The 23,917-nt window shown below is 69.8% G+C and carries 22 protein-coding genes; 4 read left to right on the top strand and 18 right to left on the bottom strand.

Annotated features, from left to right (window positions below; translation table 11 throughout):
• Position 1: 1 nt before the first annotated feature.
• The 14 genes from ABD151_RS18355 to ABD151_RS18290 form a co-directional block, all read right to left on the bottom strand.
• Entirely contained in the window at positions 2–820 is an 819-nt protein-coding gene (locus ABD151_RS18355; protein WP_343996265.1) for an ABC transporter ATP-binding protein, read from the bottom strand.
• A 28-nt stretch (positions 821–848) separates the two neighbouring features.
• Positions 849–1,703, bottom strand: coding sequence for an ABC transporter permease (locus ABD151_RS18350; protein ID WP_343996264.1), 855 nt, complete (start codon positions 1,701–1,703; stop codon positions 849–851).
• Complete coding sequence (locus tag ABD151_RS18345) at positions 1,700–2,563, bottom strand: MlaE family ABC transporter permease (RefSeq protein WP_343996263.1); 864 nt, start codon at positions 2,561–2,563, stop codon at positions 1,700–1,702. The genes ABD151_RS18350 and ABD151_RS18345 overlap by 4 nt, the downstream gene beginning before the upstream one ends.
• 225 nt (positions 2,564–2,788) lie before the next feature.
• Positions 2,789–3,901: an NDMA-dependent alcohol dehydrogenase gene (locus ABD151_RS18340; RefSeq protein WP_343996262.1), complete on the bottom strand. Its 1,113-nt coding sequence runs from the start codon at positions 3,899–3,901 to the stop codon at positions 2,789–2,791.
• A gap of 220 nt (positions 3,902–4,121) precedes the next feature.
• Positions 4,122–4,511: an SCP2 sterol-binding domain-containing protein gene (locus ABD151_RS18335; RefSeq protein WP_343996261.1), complete on the bottom strand. Its 390-nt coding sequence runs from the start codon at positions 4,509–4,511 to the stop codon at positions 4,122–4,124.
• Between the two features lie 60 nt (positions 4,512–4,571).
• Positions 4,572–5,798 (bottom strand): cytochrome P450, encoded by a 1,227-nt coding sequence (locus tag ABD151_RS18330; protein WP_343996260.1) that lies wholly within the window; start codon positions 5,796–5,798, stop codon positions 4,572–4,574.
• A gap of 26 nt (positions 5,799–5,824) precedes the next feature.
• Positions 5,825–6,034 (bottom strand): ferredoxin, encoded by a 210-nt coding sequence (locus ABD151_RS18325; RefSeq protein ID WP_343996259.1) that lies wholly within the window; start codon positions 6,032–6,034, stop codon positions 5,825–5,827.
• Position 6,035: 1 nt separating this feature from the next.
• Entirely contained in the window at positions 6,036–7,532 is a 1,497-nt protein-coding gene (locus ABD151_RS18320; protein WP_343996258.1) for an aldehyde dehydrogenase family protein, read from the bottom strand.
• Positions 7,533–7,690: 158 nt separating this feature from the next.
• The gene (locus tag ABD151_RS18315) at positions 7,691–8,584 is read right to left on the bottom strand and encodes a GNAT family N-acetyltransferase (protein WP_343996257.1); all 894 of its coding nucleotides are present in this window, start codon (positions 8,582–8,584) and stop codon (positions 7,691–7,693) included.
• The gene (locus tag ABD151_RS18310; protein WP_343996256.1) at positions 8,581–9,786 is read right to left on the bottom strand and encodes an aromatic ring-hydroxylating oxygenase subunit alpha; all 1,206 of its coding nucleotides are present in this window, start codon (positions 9,784–9,786) and stop codon (positions 8,581–8,583) included. The genes ABD151_RS18315 and ABD151_RS18310 overlap by 4 nt, the downstream gene beginning before the upstream one ends.
• Before the next feature lie 72 nt (positions 9,787–9,858).
• Positions 9,859–11,067, bottom strand: coding sequence for an NAD(P)/FAD-dependent oxidoreductase (locus ABD151_RS18305; RefSeq protein ID WP_343996255.1), 1,209 nt, complete (start codon positions 11,065–11,067; stop codon positions 9,859–9,861).
• Entirely contained in the window at positions 11,064–11,864 is an 801-nt protein-coding gene (locus tag ABD151_RS18300) for a crotonase/enoyl-CoA hydratase family protein (protein WP_343996254.1), read from the bottom strand. The genes ABD151_RS18305 and ABD151_RS18300 overlap by 4 nt, the downstream gene beginning before the upstream one ends.
• A gap of 82 nt (positions 11,865–11,946) precedes the next feature.
• Entirely contained in the window at positions 11,947–13,464 is a 1,518-nt protein-coding gene (locus ABD151_RS18295) for a class I adenylate-forming enzyme family protein (RefSeq protein ID WP_343996253.1), read from the bottom strand.
• A gap of 153 nt (positions 13,465–13,617) precedes the next feature.
• Positions 13,618–14,550, bottom strand: a complete 933-nt coding sequence (locus ABD151_RS18290; protein ID WP_343996252.1) for a PDR/VanB family oxidoreductase — start codon at positions 14,548–14,550, stop codon at positions 13,618–13,620.
• Positions 14,551–14,641: 91 nt separating this feature from the next.
• Here ABD151_RS18290 and ABD151_RS18285 point away from each other — a divergent pair, with 91 nt between their 5' ends.
• Positions 14,642–15,400 carry an SDR family NAD(P)-dependent oxidoreductase gene (locus tag ABD151_RS18285; RefSeq protein ID WP_343996251.1) on the top strand — a complete coding sequence of 253 codons (759 nt, stop codon included), beginning with the start codon at positions 14,642–14,644 and terminating at the stop codon, positions 15,398–15,400.
• 49 nt (positions 15,401–15,449) lie between these two features.
• On the opposite strand, the gene ABD151_RS18280 is transcribed toward ABD151_RS18285, so the two are convergent.
• Positions 15,450–16,355 carry an enoyl-CoA hydratase-related protein gene (locus tag ABD151_RS18280; protein ID WP_343996250.1) on the bottom strand — a complete coding sequence of 302 codons (906 nt, stop codon included), beginning with the start codon at positions 16,353–16,355 and terminating at the stop codon, positions 15,450–15,452.
• A gap of 64 nt (positions 16,356–16,419) precedes the next feature.
• Here ABD151_RS18280 and ABD151_RS18275 point away from each other — a divergent pair, with 64 nt between their 5' ends.
• On the top strand, positions 16,420–18,753 hold the full coding sequence (locus ABD151_RS18275) for a CaiB/BaiF CoA-transferase family protein (RefSeq protein ID WP_343996248.1): 2,334 nt from the start codon (positions 16,420–16,422) through the stop codon (positions 18,751–18,753).
• A 57-nt stretch (positions 18,754–18,810) separates the two neighbouring features.
• Here ABD151_RS18275 and ABD151_RS18270 read toward each other — a convergent pair whose 3' ends face one another.
• On the bottom strand, positions 18,811–19,470 hold the full coding sequence (locus ABD151_RS18270; RefSeq protein WP_343996247.1) for a PaaI family thioesterase: 660 nt from the start codon (positions 19,468–19,470) through the stop codon (positions 18,811–18,813).
• A gap of 177 nt (positions 19,471–19,647) precedes the next feature.
• Between ABD151_RS18270 and ABD151_RS18265 the strand changes: the two genes are divergently transcribed.
• Together ABD151_RS18265 and ABD151_RS18260 are read left to right on the top strand one after the other, a co-directional pair.
• A complete protein-coding gene (locus ABD151_RS18265; RefSeq protein WP_343996246.1) occupies positions 19,648–20,286 on the top strand; it encodes a TetR family transcriptional regulator in 639 nt (212 codons plus the stop codon).
• Positions 20,287–20,364: 78 nt separating this feature from the next.
• Positions 20,365–21,498 (top strand): acyl-CoA dehydrogenase family protein, encoded by a 1,134-nt coding sequence (locus tag ABD151_RS18260; RefSeq protein WP_343996245.1) that lies wholly within the window; start codon positions 20,365–20,367, stop codon positions 21,496–21,498.
• 52 nt (positions 21,499–21,550) lie between these two features.
• Here the strand turns inward: ABD151_RS18260 and ABD151_RS18255 are convergent, their stop codons facing one another.
• Together ABD151_RS18255 and ABD151_RS18250 are read right to left on the bottom strand one after the other, a co-directional pair.
• On the bottom strand, positions 21,551–22,984 hold the full coding sequence (locus ABD151_RS18255) for an aldehyde dehydrogenase (RefSeq protein WP_343996244.1): 1,434 nt from the start codon (positions 22,982–22,984) through the stop codon (positions 21,551–21,553).
• Positions 22,985–23,009: 25 nt separating this feature from the next.
• Positions 23,010–23,917: thiolase C-terminal domain-containing protein (locus tag ABD151_RS18250; RefSeq protein ID WP_343996243.1), on the bottom strand; the 908-nt coding region annotated here is incomplete at its 5' end.

Genomic DNA, 23,917 nt, shown 5'->3' with positions numbered 1-23,917 from the left:
GTCAGTCCATCCCCAACGGACCGTCGGCAGCACCGGCGAGGAACTGTCGCACGAACGGATCGGTGGAGTTGAAGGCACCGTCGGCGTCGCCGTAGTGCACCATCTTGCCCTTCCAGATCACCGCCACGTAGTCGCTCACGGTGCGGGCGGTGGGGATGTCGTGGGTGATCACGATGTAGGTGCCGCCATGCTCGGCGTGCACCTCGGAGATCAGCTGCGAGAGCAGCTTCGTGCGGACCGGGTCGAGCCCGGAGTCGGGCTCGTCGAAGAGCACGACGTCCGGCTTGAGCACCAGAGCACGGGCGAAGCCGGCGCGCTTGCGCATGCCGCCGGAGATCTCGTTGGGAGCCTTGTGGATCGCCGCCTCCAGGCCGACCTCACGCAGGTTGTCCATGACGATCTCGCGGATCTCCCGCTCGGACTTGTCGGTGTGCTTGCGCAGCGGGAAGGCGACGTTGTCGTAGATGTTCATGGAGCCGAAGAGCGCGCCGTCCTGGAAGAGCACGCCGAACCGCTTGCGCAGCTCGTAGCGCTCGATCTCGGAGACCTGCCAGATGTTCTGGCCGAAGACCCGGATCTCGCCCTGGTCGGGCTCGAGCAGCCCGACGATGTGCTTGAGCAACACGGACTTGCCGGTGCCCGAGGGGCCGAGCACCGTGGTGATCGCGTTGTCCTTGAAGTCGACGGTCAGGCCGTTCAGGATCTGCGAGGGGCCGAAGCGCTTGTGCACGTCGCGCACCTCGACGGTGTGCGCCGGCGCCGGGGCCGGGGCCGCGTGGCTGCCGCCGGGCATGGGGGCAGCAAGGTCTGTGGTGCTCATGAGCTCTCCTCCGACAGGGTCGTGGGGGTCAGTTGCCGATGGGGGCGTTGGGGTCGTTGCCGTAGAAGAGCTGCACCAGCATCATCCCGATCACGCTGACCAGCACGAGGTTGACGAGCATCGACTGCGCGGTGTTGCGGCCCACGCCGACCGGACCGCCGCTGGCGGTGTACCCGAAGTAGCAGGCGACGACGACGATGATCAGGCCGAGGATCGCGGCCCAGGCCATCGCGATGGTGAAGTCGCGGATGTTCTGGAACAGGTAGAGGAAGTAGTCGAATCCGCCCGATGAGACGGTGGCCAGGAGCTCCACGTTGAAGAGCCAGCCGGCCCAGAAGTTGACCAGCAGACCGACCACGAAGAGGGCGGGCAGGACGATCACCGCTGCCACCACGCGGGTGCTGGCCAGGAACGGGATCGCCCGGATGCCCATCACCTCGAGGGCGTCGATCTCCTCGCTGATCCGCATCGCGCCGAGCTCGGCGACGATGCCGCAGCCCAGCTTGGCCGCGATGATCCAGCCGAAGACGACCTGGCAGATGCCGCGCACGCCGGCCACCGAGTTGACCGCTGCGATGTAGGAGTCGATGCCGATGTTGGAGAACAGGAAGTGGGCGGTCAGGCCCATCACCGCACCCATCATGAAGAGCATGAAGATGACCACGACCGCGTTGGAGCGGATCATCGCGCCGCAGTGCCGCATGATCTCCGACGGGTAGAGCCGGATCGCGGTGGGGATCTCCTTGAAGGTGGTCAGCGCGAACTCGACGAAGTCGCCGGTGCTCTCCATCCGGCGCACCCACGGCGAGGCCGCCGGCGCCTCGGTCGGTGCCGGCGGCACAGCGGCCGCCTCGGCACCGGGCTGGTTGAGGATGTCGGTCATCGGAAGGCCCCCAGTTCCGGGAAGAAGCCCAACAGCAGGGCGTTGTAGGCGAGTTGCAGGATCCACACCGAGACGAAGGAGAGAACCACTGCCTGGTTCACGCCGCGGCCCAGGCCGATCGCGCCACCGGAGGCGGTGAAGCCCTTGTAGCAGCAGATCGAGCCGATCAGCAGGCCGACCAGCACGCTGTTGAAGAGCACCGAGAGGATGTCGACCGGCGAGACGTTGGAGAAGAGGTTGCTGTAGAAGTGCGCCGACGGCATGCCGGCCACGTAGCGGGCGCCGATCTGCATCGAGAAGATCGTCACCAGCAGCGACGGCACCGCGAGCAGCGTGGTGATGAAGGTGATCGAGAGCACCCGCGGCACGGCCAGATCGCGTACCGGGTCGATGCCCATCACCATCATCGCGTCGATCTCCTCGCGGACCTTGCGGGCGCCGACGTCCGCGGTGAGCGCGGTGCCGATCACCCCGGCCACCACCATCGAGTTGATCCACATGGTGAAGGTGCGCATCGACTGCAGGAAGAGCAGCGGCCCGAAGAGCTGCGAGGCGCCGGCCATGTCGAAGAACTGCACGGTGAGGATCGACATGAAGATCAGGAAGCCGAAGACGCCGGCCACGATCGGGATCCAGGCCTGCTTGATGGTCAGGTACATGTCGTCGACCACCGCACCCCAGTACCCGCGCGGCTGGGTGATCGCGCTCTTCAGGATCCGGCCGAGGAGCTGGACCATGCCGCCGGCCTCAGCCACCGGCCCGCGCAGGCGAGCCGGCAACCGGCCGACGACGCCGTTCCAGCGCCCGTCGTACGGACCGACCGGGACGATGTCGCCCTTCGGGGTCGACGTCGTTGTCATGACATCACCTGATTCGTGATCGGCGGAGCGCCCGTGAGCGCATTCCGCGTCCTAGAAGATTCCCTCACTGCCGACCTCTGAACGGCCCTCCCGAGCCCTCCCGAGTGCGCCCGCCTCCTGTGGCCGCCCTCACAGTGGAAAACGGCCCGGTCGGCGCCGGGTTACGGCCAAGAACCGATAAGTTGTCGGTTTTTCCGCCGCCCGAGAACGGCGGTCCGCCGCGGCTCAGAAGTCGATGACGCCGCGGAGGTTGACCCCGGCGTGCATGTCCTCGTAGCCCTGGTTGATCTCGTCCAGGCTGTAGCGCCGGGTGATCAGCTCGTCGAGCTTGAGGTGACCCTCGCGGTAGTAGCGCAGCAGGTCCTCGACGGCGCGCGTGGGCTGCATCATGCCGAACAGCGAGCCCTGGATCCGCTTCTGGTACATCGCCAGCTCGAAGAGGCTGACCGGGATGCCGTACTCGACGACGTTGCCCATGCTGGTCAGCACCACGGTGCCCGCCTTGCGGATCGAGGCGAAGGCCTCGGCGACATGCTCGCCGGTGACCACGCCGACCGTGACGATCGCCGAGTCGGCACCCTGGCCATTGGTGAGAGCCTGGGCGAGGTCGGTGGCCTGCTGCATGTTCTCGAACGCGTCGGTGGCACCGAACTCCAGCGCCTTCTCGCGGTGGAACGGTGCCGGGTCGACGGCGATGATCCGCGAGGCGCCCGCGAACTTGGCGCCCTGGACGGCGTTGATGCCGATGCCGCCGACACCCATCACGATCACCACCTGGCCGGGCTGGACCGCGGCCGCGTTGACCGCCGAGCCCCACCCGGTCGGCACGCCACAGCCGACCAGCGCGGCGGTGGCGAGCGGGATGTCCTTGTCGATCTTCATGCAGCCCCACTCCGGGAGCACGCTGTACTCGGAGAAGGTGGAGACCAGCGAGCACTGACCGACGTCACGGCCGTCCTCGGTGTGGATCCGGAACGTCCCGTCCAGCTGGGTGCCGAGCATCATGTAGGCGCCGTTGTCACACAGCTGCTGCTGGCCGCGGGCGCACCAGGTGCACCGGCCACAGCCGGGGATGAAGGCCGCGACGACGTGGTCGCCGACCTGGAGGTCCCGGACGCCGGGGCCGACCTTCTCGATCACGCCGGCACCCTCGTGGCCACCGCAGAACGGGTAGGCCATGGCAGGCACGTCACCCTTGGCGTAGTGGTCGTCGGAGTGGCACAGGCCGGCGTGCTTGAAGCGGACGAGGACCTCGAACTCCTTCGGGTCATCGACCTCGACGTCGATCACCTCCCACTTGCCCGGTGCCTCCATGAGAACCGCTGCTCGCGACTTCATCCGCGTCGTCCTTTCTGAGAACCATGCCGGCCCAGCCGACTTATCTAACGGCGTTAGTCTGTGCGGGGATGTGATCCATGTCAATACCTAATGGTCTTCGTTTTTCGGCGCGCGCCACTAAAATGCGCAGACCCCGCGACGGGGTCCCGTCACGGGGTCATCGACGACCGGCGCGCACCGGCGACCACGCGGTCGCCGGTGCGTGTCGAGCAGGCTCAGATCACTCGAACTCGATCTTGCCCATCGTCTCCTGGATGTACATGAACGCAGGCATGTTCTTGAGCATCTGCGCCATCTTGCCGCGTACCCGGAGCTTGCCCCGGGTCATCGCCACGGTGGGGTTGATGCTGCCGTCGAAACAGCCGCGCCAGACGTCGCTGGAGCCGCTGATCATGAAGTCCGCCGAGTCGAGATCCTCCTGCGAGGCCTCCCGGACGGCGACCACGCGCCCCTTGTCGAAGGAGACGAAGAACTGGCCCTCGACCGGGGCCTCGTACTTGTAGGCCATGTCGAAGTCGATCTTCGAGCCCTTCTCGGCCCAGACCGGGTCGGCGTTGAGCGCCTCGCCCATCGCCTCGTAGAACTCCACGCTGCCGAGCTTTACTGCCATGTTGGTTTCCTTCCTCTTCTGACGTCTCGAGCCAGCGAGCGCCGGCTGTCTGATCGGGTGCTAGAGCGATTCGCCGATGATCAGCGGCAGTCGAACGACGCCCTTGACCTGGCTCAGGTGCCGCTCCGGCAGGTCCTCGGGGTCGAGGCGGTAGTCCGGCATCCTGGTGTGGATCTCCTCGAACGCGACCCGCAGCTCGAGGCGGGCCAGGTGCGAACCCACGCAGCGGTGGTTGCCGGCGCCGAAGGCCAGGTGCGGGTTCGGCTCCCGGGTGAGGTCCACGGTGTCCGGGTCGTCGAACTTCTCCGGGTCGCGGTTGGCGGCGGCGAACGGGATCAGGATCTTGTCCCCGGCCTTCAGCTGGACGCCGTTGACCACCGTGTCCTCGGTGACCTCGCGAGCCGGGCAGACCGCCGACTCGTAGCGCAGCATCTCCTCCACAGCAGTGGGGACCAGGTCCAGGTCGTTCACCAGCTGGCGACGGACCTCCGGGTTCTGGGCCATGTAGATGACGGTGTGCGCCAGCTGGCCCTGCACGGTGTGCAGGCCACCGATCATGAACAGCAGCAGGATGTTGAGGATCTCGAACTGCGTGAGATCGCGGCCCTCGAACTGCGAGCTCATCAAGATCTGGGTGATGTCCTCGGCATCACCCGGGTTCTCCATGCGCTCGTCGACCATCTCGGCGAAGTAGGCATAGACCTCCATGCCCGCCTGCTCGCGAATGGCCTCGTTCTCCTCCTCCGAGGCTCCCGGCTTGCCGAGGACCATCATGTCCACCCAGTGATTGAGCTTCGGCGCGTCGGCCAGGTCCCAGCCCATCAGCGCTAGGAAGACCTGGCTGGGGAACTCCCGGGCGAAGGCATCGACGAAGTCGACCTTCGGCTCCGTGAGCATCTTGTCGAGCAGCTCGGTGACGATGGCCCGGATCTGCGGCTCGAGGTCACGCATCCGCTTCGGCGAGAAGAGCGGGTTGATGATGGCGCGGTAGCTCGTGTGGTCCGGCGGGTCGATCTGGATCGGGATCATCTCCCCGTCCTGACCGATCGAGTCAGGAACGTTGATCACCCGGCTGGAGAAGACGCCCGCGTCGCGCACGATGTCATGGATGTCGTCGTACGTCGTTGCGATGAAGTGACCGCCGTACTTCGGCGAGTGCGCCACCGGGCACTTCGCACGCATGTCGGCATAGGTGTCGTAGACAGCCTCGATGGCTGCAGGGTCGTGCTCGTGGATGTCGAAGTCGCGCTGGATCTCGGGACTCGAGAAGTCCTTCAGCTCAGTCATGGCAGGTTCCTTGTCTTCGGGCGACCTCACCCGACGGGTGCGGTGCTCACGGCCTGTTCGGGGCAGTTGTTCACTGCTCGGGTGAGATCGGCGATCTGCTGATCCGTCGTCGCCTCACCGAGGACGACGGGGTAGCCGTCGTCGTCGCAGTCAAAGATCTCCGGTGCCGTCATGTAGCAACGCCCGTGGCCGTTGCACACCGACAGGTCCACCGTCGCCTTCAGCGCCTGTGCCATCTCAGTCCCACTCACTTCCGACGACGCCGTACGCGCGGGCGTCGAGGTTGTTGTCGAGGGCGGTGTAGAGACTGCGCACCTTCGTGTAGGCGAAGAGGCCGTCCTTGCCGTTCTCCGCGCCGACACCGCTCATCCCCCGGCCCGAGAGCGGGGTCCGCTTGACGTCGGCCACCGCCGCATCGTTGACCCAGGTGAGTCCGGCACGGATCTGCCGCGCCACCCGGCGCGCCTCGACCAGGTCCGTGCCCCAGACCGCAGCGGCCAGACCGTAGGGAGTGTCATTGGCGATCGCGATCGCCTCCTCGACCGTGGAGTAGCGGATCACCGAGAGCACCGGGCCGAAGATCTCCTCGCTGGCGGCCGGGTTCGCATTGTCGAGGTCCACCAGCACGGTCGGGGCGACGTAGTGGCCCCCCTCGGGCAGACCGGCCGGCAGCTCGCCGCCGACCAGCATCCGTCCACCCGCCTCCAGCGAGGCTGCGACGATCTTCTCCACGCGCGCCCGGGCGGCCTCGGAGATCACCGGGCCGATGTCGGACTCGTAGTCGGCGGCCGGACCGACCTTGATCACCTTGCCGCGCTCCTCCAGCAGCGCCACGAACTCGTCGTAGCGGCTGTCGGGAACGAGCATCCGGGTGGTCGCCACGCAGGCCTGGCCGGCGTGCATCATGCTGCTGAACAGGGTGCCGCGGACGGCAGCCTCGGCATCGGCGTCGGGGAGGATCAGGGCCGGCGACTTTCCGCCGAGCTCCAGGATGACCTCCTTGGTGGTGGCCGCAGCCGCCGCCATGATCTGCGCGCCGACCGCGGTGCTGCCGGTGAAGCTGACCAGATCGACGTCCGGGTGCGCGACCAGAGCCTGGCCGGCGGTGCGATCCCCGTGGATCACGTTGATCACGCCGGGCGGCAGATCGGCGTCGATCGCCGCCTGCGCCAGCGCGTCCGGACCGACCGGCGTCAGCGGCGACGGCTTGAGCACCACCGTGTTGCCGGCCAGCAGCGCGGGGGCGATCTTCCACACGCACATGAAGAGCGGGAAGTTGTAGGGCGTGAAGGCGGCCACGACGCCGACCGGCTCGCGGTGCAGCTCCCACTGCCCGAACGACGGGTTGGTGTCGAGGGGGAAGCTCTCCGGCTCGGCCAGCAGCGGCGCCATCTCGGCGAAGTCCCGCAGGTGCGCCAGCGGCGATCCCACCTGCAGCATCGGACAGAAGCGCGCGGTGGCGCCGGTGTCCACGATCATCTCGTCGATCAGCTCGTCGAAGCGGCTCTCGAGCGCGCTCGCCAGGCGGCGCAACGCGTCCGCCCGGTCCGCCGGCGTGAGCCGTGACCACGGGCCGTCGAAGGCCCGGCGCGCGGCGGCGACCGCGGCATCCACCTCGGCCTGACCGGCGTCCGGCACCAGGCCGATGAGCTCGCCGGTGGACGGGTCGTCCACCTCGATGACGCCCTCGGCCTTGACCCAGGCGCCGTCGACGAAGTTGTTGAAGGTGCGCATTCGATTCCCTCTCGGGCACAGGTTCGGGCTCGGCCACCAGAAGAGGGCGGAGCCTGCTTTCGTAAAACCTTATTGCGTTAGATTAATTGCGTCAACGGTTTTCGGTGATCTCCATCACGAAGCCGCGGTGCTCGAGCCTGTCGAGACCGAGCATCGCGTCAGCCGAGCGCGAGCCGATAGCGCAGATCGCTCTGGTCGTGCACGAACTCGAGCTCGCGCGCGACCGAGACCGCGACGTCGTCCAGCGCATCGACATAGGCCTGCACCATCCGGACCCCCGCACCCTGGAGCACCAGCAGCGCCTGAACGGTCAGCTCACGCAACGCGGTGCGGGACCCGCCCTCGCCGGGGAGCACGGTCAGCGTCGCGACCTGCTCCCCAGCGCCACCCGGATCCCAGCCCAGCAGGGCCGAGCCCTCCCCCTCCTCCAGGGCGATCACGGTCCGCACCAGCCCGAGCGTGGCCAGCTCCCCCGGCGCCATCGCAGCCCGATGCCCCGGCACCAGCTCCGTCACGGCCTCGGGCGCAGCGCTCTCCCGGATGGCCGCCACCGGCGCTACGAAGGGTCGCGATCCACCCAACGGACGCAGGGTCTTGAAGACCGCATGCTCGACGACGCCGCCGAAGCGCGAGCGCATCCGATCGGCCGCGGGATGAGCACCGTGCGACCAGCCCTCGAGGGTGACCAGGCCGGGCATGCTCGCCCAGCCGTCCGGGGCGAGGGCCAGCTGCTCCAGGAGCAGGGTGCCGATCCCCCGCGAACGGAAGGCCGGACGCACCACGAGCTCGGCCTGCGCCGTCGCGCCGTCGCGATCGAGGCGCAGGTAGGCGACCACGCGCACATCCGGCAGCCGATCCAGCTCGGCACTGCCCCGCGAACCTGCCGGCGGCATGGTGACCACCAGGTGGTGCACCGCCCCGGACGCGGGCGCGTCGGGCCGGGCCGTGGAGAAACCGGCCTCCGCGTCATAGTCCACCGACTCGGCAAGAAGGGCGGCCACCTCGACCGCGTCGTCACCTTCGAGCCGGTCCCTCCACGACCAGGTGATCATGCTCCGGCGTCCGCCTCGAGCAAGCCGTCGAGCATCCGCCGGAACAGCTGGTTGGCCACCTCGTTGCGCCCGAGCACCATCTGGCCGCCGTCCTTGCTCGCCATCGCCTTCTGCGAGTTGCGCAGCACCGGGAAGTCCTCCTCGTGGAGCACCGCGATCAGGATCTGCCAGTTCTTGTCCCAGAGCCGGGTCCACCGCTCCGGGTCCATCCCGGCCCGCTCGGCGGACGGCACGATCAACCGCATCTCCATGATCGAGCGCGCAGGATCCTCGTGGTGCGGCCTGAAGGTGAGCAGCTGGAAGTGGTCGGGCTGCTTGAGCAGGGTCACGTTCGGACCGAGGAAGTGCGTCTCGGTCACGTAGTCGACCAGGCTCTGCTCCCCCGGGTCCTCCTCGAGGAACCGGTCGATCGTCTTGCGCGGAGCGACGAAGCGGCAGTGGTTGGTGAAGTCCTCGAAGGCCATCACGTTGGTGTGGATGATCTTCCCGGCAGTGTTCGGATGCGCGTACTGGATGTGGTAGCCGTCCAGGAACGCATCCTGCATCAGCTTCCAGTTCACCGGCTCCTCGAAGCCCTCCGAGCGCACGCACAGCAGCTCACCCAGGTCGTAGCCGGCCAGGATCGCGTCCATCTCCTCGCCGAGCCAGGCGGCGACGTCAATCTGGGCACCAGGCCGGTCGATCAGCCAGATGAAGCCATGGCGCTCCTCGCACGGAAGCTCCACCAGGCCCAGCTGGGAGCGGTCGAACTCTCCGACCGTGGTGTCCCGGGTGATCGTGCGCAGCGAACCGTCGATGTCATAGGACCACCGGTGATAGGGGCACGAGAAGAGCCGGCGCTTGCCACACCCCTCCTCCTCGAGCATCGCACCACGGTGCCGGCACAGGTTCACCAGCGCCTTGACGCTTCCGTCCCGCTGGCGGGACAGGATCACGTTGTTGCGCGGGAGCCTGAGCGCCTTGTAGTCGTAGGTGTTCGGGATCTCCGAGCTGTGCGCGACGATCGACGGGACCCGCCCGAAGACCAGGTCCCGCTCCCGCTCGGCGAGCTCGGGGTCGGTGAACTCGCCCGGCGCGAAGTAGACCGGCGTCTCGAACTGATCCGTGGTCTCCTGCCGCAGATGCTCCAGTGCCCGCCGGATCCGCGCCTCCCGGTCGACACTCACCGCGTCGGACCCGCGCGGCCGTACCGCCTCAGACATTCCAGAACCTCCTCAATAAAACTAACTTCATAAGATTTATCGGCCGGCGCGTCGGCCCGGCCTGCGCCAGCGCTAGCGGGCGGCGCGCGCCCGGGCGGCCAGCAGCGACTCCCACGAGACGCGCTCGGTGATCGCCCCACGCAGCTTCATCAGCGGTCCGGTCCGGTCCAGCGCGAAGGCGCCGACGACGTTGCCGTCGTAGCGGTACTGCGCCAGGAAGGGCGCGGTCGGCTCCGGGTCGCCGTAGAGTTCGGTCTCCTCGGCGAACTCGCCGAGCAGCTGGAGCTTGTGGCCGTACCACTCCGACCAGAAGTAGGGGACGACGCTGCAGGGACGACGATCGGTGGTCAAGGCGTTGCGGGCCACCGCCGCCGCCTGCTCGCCCACCGCAGTCCAGTGCTCCATCCGCGTGGAGTGGCCGCTCCACGGGTTCACCCAGCGCGCGACGTCGCCGACCGCATAGACGCCGGGGACCGTGCTCTCCAGGTACGGCGAGCAGGCCACCCCGTCGCTGACCGCGACGCCGGAGCCTCGCAGCCAGCCGGTGTTCGGCTCCACGCCGATCCCGACCACGACCAGGTCCGCGGCCACCCGGGTGCCGTCGTTGAGGACCACCTTCTCGACCCGCTTCTCGCCGACCAGCTCGCGCACCCTGGTCCGGGTACGGAGGTCGACGTCGTACTGCCGGTGCAACAGTGCGAGCCTTTCCGCGACCAGGCTGCCGACGGCATTGACCAGCGGCAGCTCCTGGACCTCGACCATGGTCACCGACGCCCCGCGCGCCCGAGCGCTGGAGGCCACCTCGCCGCCGATGAATCCGGCACCGATCACCACCACCTGGGCCCCCGGCTGGAGCGCATCGCGAACCCGGCGGGCGTCCTGCAACGTGCGCAGGTTGGTGACGCCGGCCAGGTCGGCGCCGAGGTCGAACTGGCGCGGGATCGCTCCGGTGGCGATCACCAGAGCGTCGTACTCGACCTCGCCGGCAGTGGTGTGCACCCGGCGGTTGCGGGTGTCGAGGGAGACCGCCCGGTTGCCGGTCAACAGGCTGACCCCCAGCGTCTCGACGTCGATCAGACCGAGGTCGGGGACCGCGGCATCGGTCAGGTACTGCTTGCTCAGCGGCGGCCTGTCGTAGGGCGCGACCGGCTCCTCGGCGATGATCACGATGGAGCCCTCGAAGCCGAGCCGGCGCGCCTCCTCGGCCACGCGGGCGGCCCCCAACGAACCGCCGACGATGACCAGGCGCTCGAGGCCGCGGACCAACTGATGCTCGGTCACCGACCCCTCCACTGGGGCTGACGCTTCGCGGCGAAGGCCGCCGTGCCCTCGGCGAAGTCCTCGGAGCGGACGACGCGCCGCATGGCCTGGTCGCTGATCCGCCAGGACTCCTCGTCCCAGCTGGAGCCCAGCGCCGCCGTCTCCTGGATCACCCGCTTGGTCTCGGCCACCGCCAACGGCGCGTTGGCGGCGATCCGCTCGGCCAGCTCCACTGCGGCCTTGAGCACGGCACCGGGCTCGCAGACGCGGTTGATCAGCCCCAGGTCGCGGGCGGTCTCGGCATCGATCGAGGCACCGGTCAGAGCGAGCTCCATGGCCACCTTGTAGGGCAGCTGCCGAGGCAGCCTGATCGCGCCTCCCGCCGCCGCGATCAGGCCCCGGCGCACTTCCGGAAGACCGAAGGTCGCCGCCGGGTCGGCCACGGCCAGATCCGCGGCGAGCACCAGCTCGGTGCCGCCGCCCAGCGCGAAGCCGTTGACGGCAGCGATGGTCGGCACGGTGACCCGATGCTGCACCCAGCCGGCGAAGCCCCACTCCGGATGACCGGCGGCCATGATGTCCTCGCCGCGCGACAGCGCCTTGAGGTCCGCCCCCGAGCAGAAGGCCCGGCCCGAGCCGGTGAGCACGACCGCGCGCACCTCCGGGTCGGCGTCGGCGCTGCTCAAGGCAGTGCCGATCCCGGTCGAGACCGCGCCGTTGACGGCGTTCATCGCCTCGGGACGCTCGATCGTGATGATCGCGACCCGGTTGCGCACCTGGTAGTGCACGGTGGCCGGATCGGAGACGGCAGTCGTCATGGAGTCCTCACTGAATCCTGGTATTGCGCGGCTCCCCTGGGGAGTGAGGGCTCTCGTCGGGGAGCCGCGCAAGTCTGATGGGTCAGCCGATCCTCGGGAATCGGTCGACCAGGTCGGCGTACTCGGCGCGGATCTCGGTCTTGCTGATCTTGCCGTTGGGCAGGCGGGGCAGCGGCTCGTCGCGCAGCACGACGTAGCGCGGCACCTTGTAGTCGGCGACGACCTGGGCGAGCTGCTCGACCACGTGCTGCTCGGTGAGCTCGCCCTGGGCGGTGATGATCGCCGCCGGAGTCTCGCCGAACTTCGGGTCGGGGGCCGCGATCACCGAGCACTCCGCCACACCGGGAAGCGCAGCGATGGCCAGCTCCAGCTCCACCGGCGAGACGTTGATGCCGCCGGTGATGATCAGGTCCTTGAGCCGGTCCACGAACGCGACCCGCCCCTCGCCGTCCACGGTGCCGAGGTCGCCGGTGTGCAGCCAGCCGCCGCGGAAGACGTCCTTGTTGACCTCCGGCGCCTCCCAGTAGCCGGGAGTGACGCCGGGACCGGCGATCACCAGCTCGCCGCGCTCGCCCGGGTCACAGTCGGTGCCGTCCGGACGGACCGCCTTGACCCGCGTGAAGATGAGCCCGGAGCCACAGCTTCCGGGGTGCTCGCGGAACTCCGAGACCAGGGTCGAGGTGGCGATCCCGCCGGCCTCGGTCATCCCGTAGATCTGGCGCAACGCGACGTCCTTGGCAGCCCAGGCCTCGAGCAGCGGAACCGGAACCGCAGCGCCGCCGACCACCGCGGTACGCAACGAGGAGAGGTCCGCATCGGCGAACTCGGGCGCGGAGCTCAGCGCCTGGTAGACCAGCGGCACACCGAAGATCGCCTCGACCTTGTGCTCCTCGATCAACCTGACCGCGCGGCCCGGAACGAGCTCGCTCTCGATCACGATCTTGCCGCCGAGCACGGTGGTCATCAGCATCCCCCAGACCAGACCCGGGGTGAAGGCCAGCGGCAGCACCAGGATCGAGGTCGATCCACGATGGAAGCCGTCCTCGGTCAGCGATGCCTCGAAGACGATGCTCATCAGGGTCCGGTTGGTCAGCACGACGCCCTTGGCCAGGCCCGTGGAGCCGCTGGTGAAGATGATCGCGATCGGGTCGTCGGCGCCGCGGTCGATGCGGAAGTCGTCCGGCTCACCCGCCCGGGCTGCCCGGATCTCGGCGAAGCCGACCGGCTTGACCGGGGCACCGAGGCCGGCGGCCGCCTCAACGGTGGCGATGAACGGCTCGTCGGCGATCACCACCTGTGCACCGGAGTCGTCGAGCACCTTGCGCAGCTCGGCCGGCTTGAAGCGCGGGTTGAGCGGCACCAGCACCGCTCCCGCCTTCATCACGCCGAGCGCAGCGATCGGCCACGGGACGGAGTTGCCGCCCATCAGGCCGACCCGGTCCCCCTCGGCCACGCCCTGCTCGACCAGGCGGCGAGCCACCCGGCTCGACCAGCTCTCGACGGTGGCGTAGTCCAGCGTCTCTTCGGCGAACGCGAAGGCCGGCGAGGAAGGCTGGGAACGCGCCCACCAGTCGAGGGCCGCGCCGATCGTTGCAGTCATCGGTTGCTCCTTGTTCACATCTCGCCGAGTCGAGACCGGGATGTCAGAGAAAACTAAAAGCCTTAGGTAGAGAGAGTTCTACTGCGTGATCGCGGTCACTGTCAACAGTAAACCTAAAAGAATTAGGAATCGCGGTCGATCGGGCCCCGGCGCTCACAGATCGAGCACCAACGGCCCCTCCAGGCAGCGGCTCACGCACGGCATCATCACGTCATTGGCCGCCCGCTCCTCCTCGCTCAGCACCGCATCGCGATGCTCGGGAACGCCGCCCAGGACGCCGGTCTCACAGGTCCCGCAGGTGCCCTCGCGGCAGCTGAACTCGACACCGACCCCCGCCTCCTGGAGCGCGTCGATCAGGTCCCCGCCGGCCGGCACCGTTACCACCTGCCCGGTCGAGGCGATCTGCACCTCGAAGGCATCACCGGCCCGATCGACCGTGGCGGAGAACCGCTCGGAGTGCACCGTCTCGCCACGCCCCTGCGCCGCCTGCTCGACCGCGGCGATCAGCGGCTCCGGGCCACAGACATAGATCGCCCGCCCCGCCCGCGGCTCCCCCAACACCGCCGCCAGGTCGATCAGTCCGGCCTCCTCCTCGGGCCAGAGCGTCAGGCGCTCCCCGGCGATCGCCGCCAGCTCGTCCACGAAGGCCATCGTCGCCCGCGAGCGGCCGCCGTAGGCGACCTGCCAGGAGGCGCCACGCGCGGCGAGCACGCGGGCCATCGCCAGGATCGGCGTGATCCCGATGCCACCTGCCACCAGCAGGTACTCCTCGGCCTCGACCAGCTCGAAGTGGTTGCGCGGGCCGCGCACCTCGACCGTGGCCCCGGGCACCAGGGACTCATGCACCCACTGCGAGCCACCGCGACCCTGGTTCGCGCGCAGCACGGCGACCTGCCATCGATCCCCCACCGGCTCCCCGCACAGCGAGTACTGGCGCCGGAGTCCGTCGGGCCCAGCAAGCTCGATGTGCGCGCCCGGCGCCCAGGGCGGCATCCGCGAGCCGTCCACCGACTCCAGACCCAGGGCGACGACGTCGCGCGCCACCTCCTCGCGGGCAACCACCCGCATCGACCGAGCGATCTCCATCGCAACACATCCCTTCTTCCCCTGGCATAGCCCTGTTCGGATACGGTTACCTAACGTAGTTAGGTAAAAGCTCGATGACAAGGAGACCTCCATGGGCACCCTCGACGCATTCCGGATGGACGGGCGGACGGCGATCGTCACCGGAGCCAGCAGCGGGCTCGGCGTCGGCTTCGCCCGCAGCCTCGCGGGCGCCGGCGCCGACCTGGTCCTCGCCGCCCGCCGCGGCGACCGCCTGGAAGCGCTCGCCGACGAGCTGCGAGCCACCGGCAGCGCCGTGCAGGTGGTGGTGGCCGACGTGGCCCGATCCAGCGAGTGCGACGCGGTCGCCGCCGCCGCCCTCGAGCGCTTCGGCCGGATCGACGCCCTGATCAACAACGCCGGCCTCGGCTCCGCCGTCTCGGCACTGAAGGAGACCGACGACGGGTTCCGGCGGTTGATCGACGTCAACCTGAACGGCGCCTTCTGGATGGCGCGCGCCTGCGCCCGCTCGATGAGCGAGGGAGGCTCGATCGTCAACGTGGCAAGCATCCTCGGCCTGGCCGCGCCCCGATTCCCGCAGGCCGCCTATGCCGCCAGCAAGGCCGGAGTGATCGGCCTGACCCGCGATCTCGCCGGCGAATGGGCACGCCGGGGCATCCGGGTCAATGCCCTCTGCCCGGGGTACTTCGCCTCGGAGATGACGGCGTCGGGCAGCGAGGCGATCGGCGAGATGGTGGAGCAGCTCAGCATGATGCGGCGCTTCGGCGAGCAGCACGAGCTCGACCCCGCGATGCTCTTCCTGGCCAGCCCCGCATCGAGCTACGTCACCGGCACCACGCTGACCGTGGACGGCGGCCTGACCAGCTTCTAGCTCAATGTGACCTCAGCGCTCAGAAAGCTGGCAATTCCCGACGCTGAGGTCACATTGGACGGGCACCGGGCCAGGGCGGGACGTAGTCGGGATAGTCCGAGGGCACGCGCAGCGGGAACTGCGGCGCTCGCTTCTCCAGGAAGGAGGCGACGCCCTCGGCGACATCCGCACCCGAGGCCGCCTGCCAGACGACCTGCGACTCGATCCGGTGGGCCTCCCACGGGGACTGCTCGCCGAGCATCCCCCAGATCAGCTGGCGGGCGACGCCGGCCGCGACCCGCGAGGTGCCCTCGGCGATCTGGACGGCGATCGCCTCGGCCCGGGCCAGCACGTCCTCGCGCGGCACCACGTGGGTGGCCAGGCCCGCGGCCTCGACCTCCGCAGCCGGAACCAGCCTCCCGGTCAGCACCCAGTCCAGCGCTCGGGTCGGCCCGACCACCCGCGGCAGCAGCCAGCTCGCCAGCGACTCGGAGGCGATGCCCCGCTTGGCGAAGACGAAGCCGATCCGGGCGTCGTCCGCGATCACCCGGATGTCGCACGGCAGCAGCATCGAGGCACCGGCTCCGACCGCCGCGCCCTGCACTGCGACCACCAACGGCTTGCGCAGCGCCGCGATCCGCAGCGTGACGACGCCGCCCGGGTCGCGCGGCACGCCGTCGACCAGGCCGAAGCGCTCGACGAAGGCCGTGAACTGCGGGCTCCACGCGCGCCCCTCACTCTGGAAGCCCTCCTCCAGATCTGCACCCACGCAGAAGTTCCTGCCCTGCGCCTGCAGCAGGATCACCGCGACCTCGTCGTCACCGTCGAGTCGATCGAGCGCGTCGACGAGCTCCACGCACGACTGCACGGTGACCGCATTGCCGCGCTCCGGACGGGTCAGCACGATCCGCCCGATCGCCCCCGCCACCTCGACGGCGACCTGCGCCACCTCGCCAACCCGCTTCGCGTCATCCATGGAACTCCCCATTGCAATAAACCGATTGTCATTAGATTATAGCCCGCAACCGAGGAGGAGCTCCATGTCTGACAACGCCCCGCAGCGCGGCCCCCTGCGCCACCTTCGCGTGCTCGACCTTGCCGACGCCGTCGGCGAGGCCGCCGCCCGCCTGCTCAGCGACCTCGGCGCCGAGACCATCAAGGTCGAGCCCGCTCAGGGCGCGCCGACCCGCAGCGAGGCGCCGCTGCACGACGGACACTCGCTCCCCTACCTGGTGCGCAATGCCGGCAAGCAGATCGGAACCGGACTCGCCGACGACGAGCTCGACCGCCTGCTCGCCGGCGCCGACATCGCCTTCTGCTCACCGGCCAGCGGCCTGGGCCTGGAGGCAGATGCCCTGCGGGCGCGCCACCCCCGACTCGTCGTCGTCGACTCCTCCCCGTTCGGGCGCAGCGGCCCACGCGCCGGGTGGCAGGCCACACCGAACACTCTGCTGGCACTCAGCGGATCACTCTCCCGCTCGGGGCGCCCCGGCGATGCGCCGCTCCTGCCGCCGGCCGGCATCGCCCAGGCGAGTGCCGCGACCCAGATGGCCTACGCCGCCCTGATCGCGCACGTCCAGCGTCTGCGCAGCGACGCCGGCCAGCTCGTCGACATCGCCCACCTCGAGGCCGTGGCCACCGGCCTGGACCCTGCCTACGGAGTCCAGGGATCGGCCGCCGCGGGGCGGTCCGGCAAGATCCGGCGCGACCGCCCGCCGGCCGACTCCTACCCGATCTACCCGTGTGCCGACGGCGCCGTGCGCCTCTGCCTGCTCTCGCCACGGCAGTGGGCCGGGATGTTCGAGTGGCTGGGCCGCCCGGCCGAGTTCGCGGACCCGAAGTTCGCCTCGATCGCCGCCCGCGTTGCGGCTTCCGATCGACTCGACGCCCTGATCGTCGCCCACTTCCGCGAGCGCACCGGAGCCGAGCTGGTCGAGCAGGCCGCCTCACTCGGCGTTCCCCTCGCCCAGGTGCTGAGCCTGGGCGAGGCACTGGACAGCCCACACTTCCTGGCCACCGGGGCGATCGGCGAGGTCGAGCTGGCGCCCGGTCTGTCGAGCCGACTGCCGGTGGGGTTCGCCGACATCGACGGCGCCCGGCTCGGGATCGACGGCGGGCCCCGCGCACTGCGCACCGCCCTCTGGCCGCCACGCGACGACAGCCGGGCACCACGCGGCGCAGGGGCTTCGGGAGAGCTTCCGCTCAGCGGCGTCCGGGTCCTCGACCTCGGCGTCATCGTCTTCGGCGCGGAGATCGGGCGCGCCCTGGCCGACTTCGGCGCCGACGTGATCAAGGTGGAGAGTCAGGCGTTCCCCGACGGCCTGCGCCAGACCCGCAACGGCGAGTCGATGAACGCCTCCTTCGCCTGGGGCCAGCGCAACAAGCGCAGCCTGGGCCTGGACCTGCGCAGCGAGGAGGGCAAGGCCGTCTTCCGCGAGCTGGCTCGGCACAGCGACGTCGTGCTCTCGAACTTCAAGCCCGGAACGCTGACCTCACTAGGCATCGACCACGCGACCCTGAGCGCGATCAACCCGCGGATCATCGTCGTGGAGAGTGCCGCCTTCAGCTCGCGCGGCCCCTGGGCCCGGCGCCTGGGCTACGGCCCCCTGGTCCGCGCCGCCTGTGGGATCTCGAGCCTTTGGAAGTACCGCGCCGGCGAGACGGAGTGCTGGGACGGCGTCACCGTCTACCCCGATCACGTTGCTGCCAAGGCCGGAGCCCTCTGCGTGCTCGCGGCCCTGCTCGATCGCGAGCAGAGTGGCCATGGGGTGCGGATCGAGCTGGCCCAGTCGGAGGTGGTGTTGCACCAGCTCGCCGCCTTCGCCGCGCAGGAGTCGCTGGCCCCAGGATCGGTGCGCCCCCAGGGCAACCGGGACCGCGAGCTCTTCGGCGACCTCTTCCCTGCCGACGGCGACGACGAGTGGTGCCTGATCGAGGCCCGCACCCCCGACGAGCTCGCCGCACTGGCCGGCGTCATCGGCTGGGCCGGGACGGCGATCGGACCGAGCGACGAGCTGCATGCCGCCGTCGCCGCCTGGGCCCGCTCCCTGCCGCCACAGGAGGCGATGGAGAAGCTCCAGGCCGCCGGGGTCCCCGCCGCCGCCATGCAGCGCCTGGACCAGATCGCGCACGACCCGCAGCTGATCCATCGCGCCAGCTACCGGCCGATGACCCATCCCGCGCTCGAGCACACCCTGCCCGCCGAGAACAGCAGCGCCGCGTTCAGCGCCCTGCCCGACCTGCCGATGCGCCCGGCCCCCGTCGCCGGCGAGCACACCGCGGAGGTGCTGGGCGACGTCCTGGGCTGGGACGAGCAGCGGATCGCAGCGCTGCTCGCTGCCGGGGTCGCTCACGCCCGGCAGCCGAACCGGTAGCCGAACCCGCAGCCGGCGCGCACCCCACCGGCCTTCGTGCGCGCCGGGCCGGCTGCCTCAGCCCTGGTCCGGGCGCAGCACGATGAAGAGCGCCCGCGCCTCGGCGCAGACCACGTCGCCGTCCCGGAGCTCGCCGTGCAGCTGGCGCTTGCGGCCGTGCTCACGCTCGAACCAGACCCTCAGCCGGAGCTCACGCTCAGGCGGGGTGACCGCGCGGAACGCGACGTCGAGGCTGACGGTGCGCGCCGCCGGGCGCCCGTGGGTGTCGCTGAAGCGCCCCAGCACCTCGTCGAAGAGCAGCGCCACCGCTCCACCGTGGACGGCATCGTGCCCACCGAGATGGAACCGCCCGAAGACGACGGTGGCCTCCAGCCAGTCGTCACCGCGATCCAGCATCTCGACATGGGGCGCGAGCGCCTGACCGCGTGCCGGCAGGTCGACGCGATGCCCCCACGGCTGGTCCCGCTCCGGAACGCGCGCCGCAGCCAGCCGCTCACGCCAGGATCGCAGCTGCTCGGCCATCTCGCTCACCAGGTCGGCGGGCGGGTCGACCCCGACGAGTGCGTCGAGATACCCGCGAAGCTCGCCGGCGAGCTCACCCCAGCCGGTGCCACCCGGAAGCCGAGCCGGGTCCATCTCCAGGCCAGCAAGGGCGAACGACTCCGGGACGCCGATCCGCTCGGCCCAGGAGAGTCCCACCATCCGATCAGTCGACATGACAAAAACTTACACCACTAGTTTTTGACCGGATCGACGCGTCCGCCGAGCGTCACGAAAGACCGAGCACGACGACGTTCAGCCGGTACCCTTGTCGCCAGCGCGCCGCCCGGCGCTCGCACCGCGGCAATCCTGCCTCGTCGCACCATCCGCCAGCCGCCCGTAGGAGTGGAGTCCATGGCTCGCCCGAGCACCCCCCTGATCAGCAGGGAGGCGACCATCCAAGCTGCGCTTCGGATCATCGACGAGGACGGCCCCGAGGGCCTGAGCCTGCCCCGGCTCGCGCGCGAGCTGAACGTCAAGGCGCCGTCGCTCTACCACCACTTCAGCGACAAGAACGAGATCCTGGCCGAGGTCGCCAAGACCGTCGTGGCCGGCACCCAACTGCCACCCAAGTCGCGCAGCGGAGACTGGCAGGAATGGTTCACCCAGCTGAGCCTGAACTTCCGCACCGCTGTCCTGAAGCATCGCCGCGCAGCGCCGATCCTGCTGCAGATGCTGCCGCGCGACGCCCTCACCGAGCTCTACGAGGAGGCCGCCGGCTACCTGCGCGAGTGCGGCGTCCCCGACTCCCAGCTGGTGCAGATCCTGGACGGACTGGAGAAGTTCTCCCTCGGCGCCACGCTGACCGAGGCAATGCGGCCGCCGTCGCGCGCCCGGGTGCGCTTCGAGCACGCGGACCCGGAGACCCACCCCGTGCTGACCGTGGCCAGCGACGCCAACCAGCTCAACGCACGCCAGATCTACGAGGGCGCCATCCGCAGCTACCTGCTGGGCGTCTCGCACTTCGGCCTGGCCAACGCCCCCGAGGCCTGATTCCCTGCCGTCGCCCCTGGCGCGCGCACCCATCTTCGCAATAATCTATTGTCGATAGATTATTGCGAAGGAGACCCCATGCAGAGCGACCTCTTCGAGGCTGACCACGAGACCTACCGCGGCGTCGTGAGCGAGTTCGTGACCCGCTCGGTCGAGCCCCACCTCGACCGCTGGAACGAGCAGCGCGAGATCGACCGTGAGACCTGGCTGGAGGCCGGCCGCCAGGGCCTGCTCGGCCTGGCCGTTCCCGAGCAGTACGGCGGCCCCGGCGAGACCGACTACCGCTACCGCGCCGTCCTCCAGTTCGAGATCGCCCGGGCCGGGGCATCCGCCCTCCAGTCCGGCTTCTCGACCAACGACGACATCGTGCTCAACTACCTGCTGCGGCACGCGAACGACGAGCAGCGCACCCGCTGGCTGCCCGGGTTCGTCACCGGCGCCACGATCGGCGCGATCGCGATGACCGAGCCCGGGGCCGGCAGCGACCTGCGCGGCATCCAGACCAAGGCCACCCGCGCGGACGGCGGCTGGCGGATCACCGGCAGCAAGACCTTCATCACCTCCGGCATCCTTGCCGACCTGGTGATCGTCTTCGCGCGCACCGACGAGTCGTTCAGCCTCTTCGTGGTCCCCGACGGCGCCCCCGGGTTCACCCGCGGCCGCAAGCTCGACAAGGTGGGACTGGTCGCCCAGGACACGGCCGAGCTCTTCTTCGACAACGTCTTCGTCCCGGACGCCGACGTGCTCGGCGAGATCGGCGCCGGCCTGAGCTACCTCAAGCAGAGCCTGCCGCTGGAGCGGCTCGGGATCGCGATCGCCGGGCAGGCCTCGGCCGAGGCCGTCCTCGACTGGACGATCAGCTACGTCAAGGAGCGCACGGCCTTCGGACAGCGGCTGGCCGACTTCCAGAAGCCGGCCCACGACCTGGCCCACCTGCGCACCGCCGTCGAGGTCTCGCGGGCCTACGTCGACCGCTGCATCCGGCTGCACAACACCGGCGACCTCACCCCCGTCGACGCCGCCAAGGCCAAGGCCTGGGCCACCCAGCTCCAGCACGACGTGATCGACACCGGCGTGCAGCTGCACGGCGGCTACGGCTACATGCTCGAGTACCCGGTCGCCCGCGCCTTCGTCGACGCCCGCGTCCAGCGGATCTACGGCGGCGCCAACGAGATCATGATGGAGATCGTCGCCAAGGACCTGCTCCGCTGATCCGGGCGACAGAAGGAGGGCCGCCCGCTCGGGCGGCCCTCCTTCTGCATGCTCAGGACAGGTAGATCGAGCGGTGCCGCAGGTACGGCTCCAGGCCCTCCGGCCCGAGCTCGCGCCCGAGCCCGCTCTCCTTCACCCCACCGAACGGCGCGTTGATGTGCAGCTCATAGTGGTTGACGCCGATCGTGCCGGTCTCGACCCTCTGCGCGACCTCGACACCCCGCTCCTCGTCCGCCGTCCAGACCACGCCGCCGAGGCCGAAGTCGGAGTCGTTCGCGATCGCGATGCCCTCCTCCACGTCACCGTAGGGGATCACGCACAGGACCGGCCCGAAGATCTCCTCGCGGGCGATCGCCATGTCGTTGTCCACCTCGGCGAAGACGGTCGGCTCGACGAACCAGCCCGGCCGCTCGGGACGCGCCCCACCGGTGGTCAGCCGAGCCCCCTCGCCACGACCCTTGTCCACATAGCCGAGCACCTTCTCCTGCTGCATCCGGGAGACCAGCGGACCGATCTGCGTGCCCGGGTCGAGCGGATCGCCGACCCGCAGCGCGGCCACGGTCTCGGTCACCGCCTCGACCACCTCCGCGTAGCGCGAGCGCGGCGCCAGGATGCGGGTCGCCGCATGGCAGGTCTGGCCGTTGTTCGGCAGCGAGATCTCGGCGAGCTTGCCGGCGAACAGCGCCAGGTCGGCGTCGGGGAGCAGGAAGGAGACGGACTTGCCGCCGAGCTCCAGGCTGGCCGGACGCAGCAGGCGCCCGGCCACCTCGCCGATCGCCTTGCCAGCAAGGGTGGAGCCGGTGAAGGCCACCTTGTCGACGCCGGGATGCGCGACCAGGTGGGCGCCCACCTCGCGCCCTCCTGGGAGCACGTTGAGCACGCCCGGAGGAAGACCGGCCGCCTCGGCGGCATCGGCGATCAACAGCGCATCGAGGGCGGTCTCCGGCGGCGGCTTGAAGACGACGCTGCATCCCGCAGCCAGGGCCGGTGCGATCTTCATGATCGCCAGAGCCTGCGGGTAGTTCCAGGGCGTCACCGCGGCGACCACCCCGACCGGCTCGCGCACCACCAGGGTCCGCCCGCCGGTCGGACTCGGCCGCTCATCGCGACCGCCAAGCCCGCCGGCCAGATGCGCGTACAGCCGGGTGATCGCGTACGGCGCCATCCCGTTGACGATCTGCGAGAGCGCGATCGGCATCCCGTTCTCGCGGCTGACCAGCTCCGCCGTCTGCGCGGCCCGTGCGCGCAGCTCGCGGGCGAAGGCGCCCACCAGCTCGGCACGCTCCGCAGGCGCGAGCGCCGCCCAGGGCCCGCTCAGCGCACGGCGTGCGGACGCCACGGCGCGGTCGACGTCCTCGACGGAGGCCATCGCCACGGTGCCCAGCTGCTGCTCGGTCGCGGCCTCGATCACGGCGGCCCGCTCGGACCCGGCCGGGGTGACCCAGCTGCCGTCCAGATAGACCTCATCACGCGTGGTGAGGCTCATCGCCCACCCTCCCTTTCCTCGTGCATCACAGGGTCTCCGCTGTTCCGAACAGCACGGAGGAGACCAGCGGCGCCATCGGCCCGCCGATGAAGAGCGACGTAGCCGCGCCGTCCACCTGGTTGGTCGAGGTGCCGCGCAGCTGCCGGACCGCTTCGACGGCCATCCCCATCCCGTTGATGAAGGAGTCGGCGATGTTGCCGCCGGCGGTGTTGACCGGGAGCCGGCCACCCGGTGCGGTCAGGTTCGCCACCGTCATGAACTCCCCCGCCGCCGGGCCCGGCGGGCACAGCCCGTGGTCGATCAGCGAGGCGACGGCAGGGCCGCTGAAGTTCTCGTAGACCTGGACCACGTCGACCTCGGACGGCTTGACGCCGGCCGAGCGCCAGAGCCGGTCCGCGACCCCGACGCCACGGGGTCCGGCCGCGAACCCGGCCGAGATGTAGGTCTCGGCCGACTCCGAGTCGTTGCGCGACGAATAGCCGCCCGGAGCCCCCTGGGCGCCGGCCAGGATGTAGGCGGCAGGAACGCCGAGTCGGCGGGCGCGCTCGGCGGAGACCACCAGCACCGCCGCGGCGCCGTCGTTCTCCCGCGAGCAGTCCCAGAGCCGGAACGGCTCGACGATCGCCCGGCCGGCGTCATAGCCCGCCTCGTCGAGCGGCTTGCCGTACGCCGCCGCCTCAGGGTTCTGCTGGGCATGGGCATAGGCAGCCAGCACCAGGTTGCGCATCGCGCTGCGTGGAACGCCGTCGTGCTCCAGCAGCCGCTGGGTGCGCAGCGCGCAGACGTGCGCAGGCGTCGCCGCGCCGTGCGGCAGGTAGTGGTTGTCGAAGTAGTACTTCGCGTAGCCGAGACGTCCGGTGTCCGCCTGCGACATGCCGCGGTAGGCGACCACACAGTCGGCCTGGCCGGAGACCACGGCGGCCGCGGCGGCAT

The sequence above is a fragment of the Nocardioides dubius genome (assembly GCF_039528155.1).
In the GTDB taxonomy this organism is placed as follows: Bacteria; Actinomycetota; Actinomycetes; order Propionibacteriales; family Nocardioidaceae; genus Nocardioides; species Nocardioides dubius.
The sequence above is the reverse complement of the archived record's forward strand: the minus strand, read 5'-3'. Positions and strand labels throughout refer to the sequence as shown.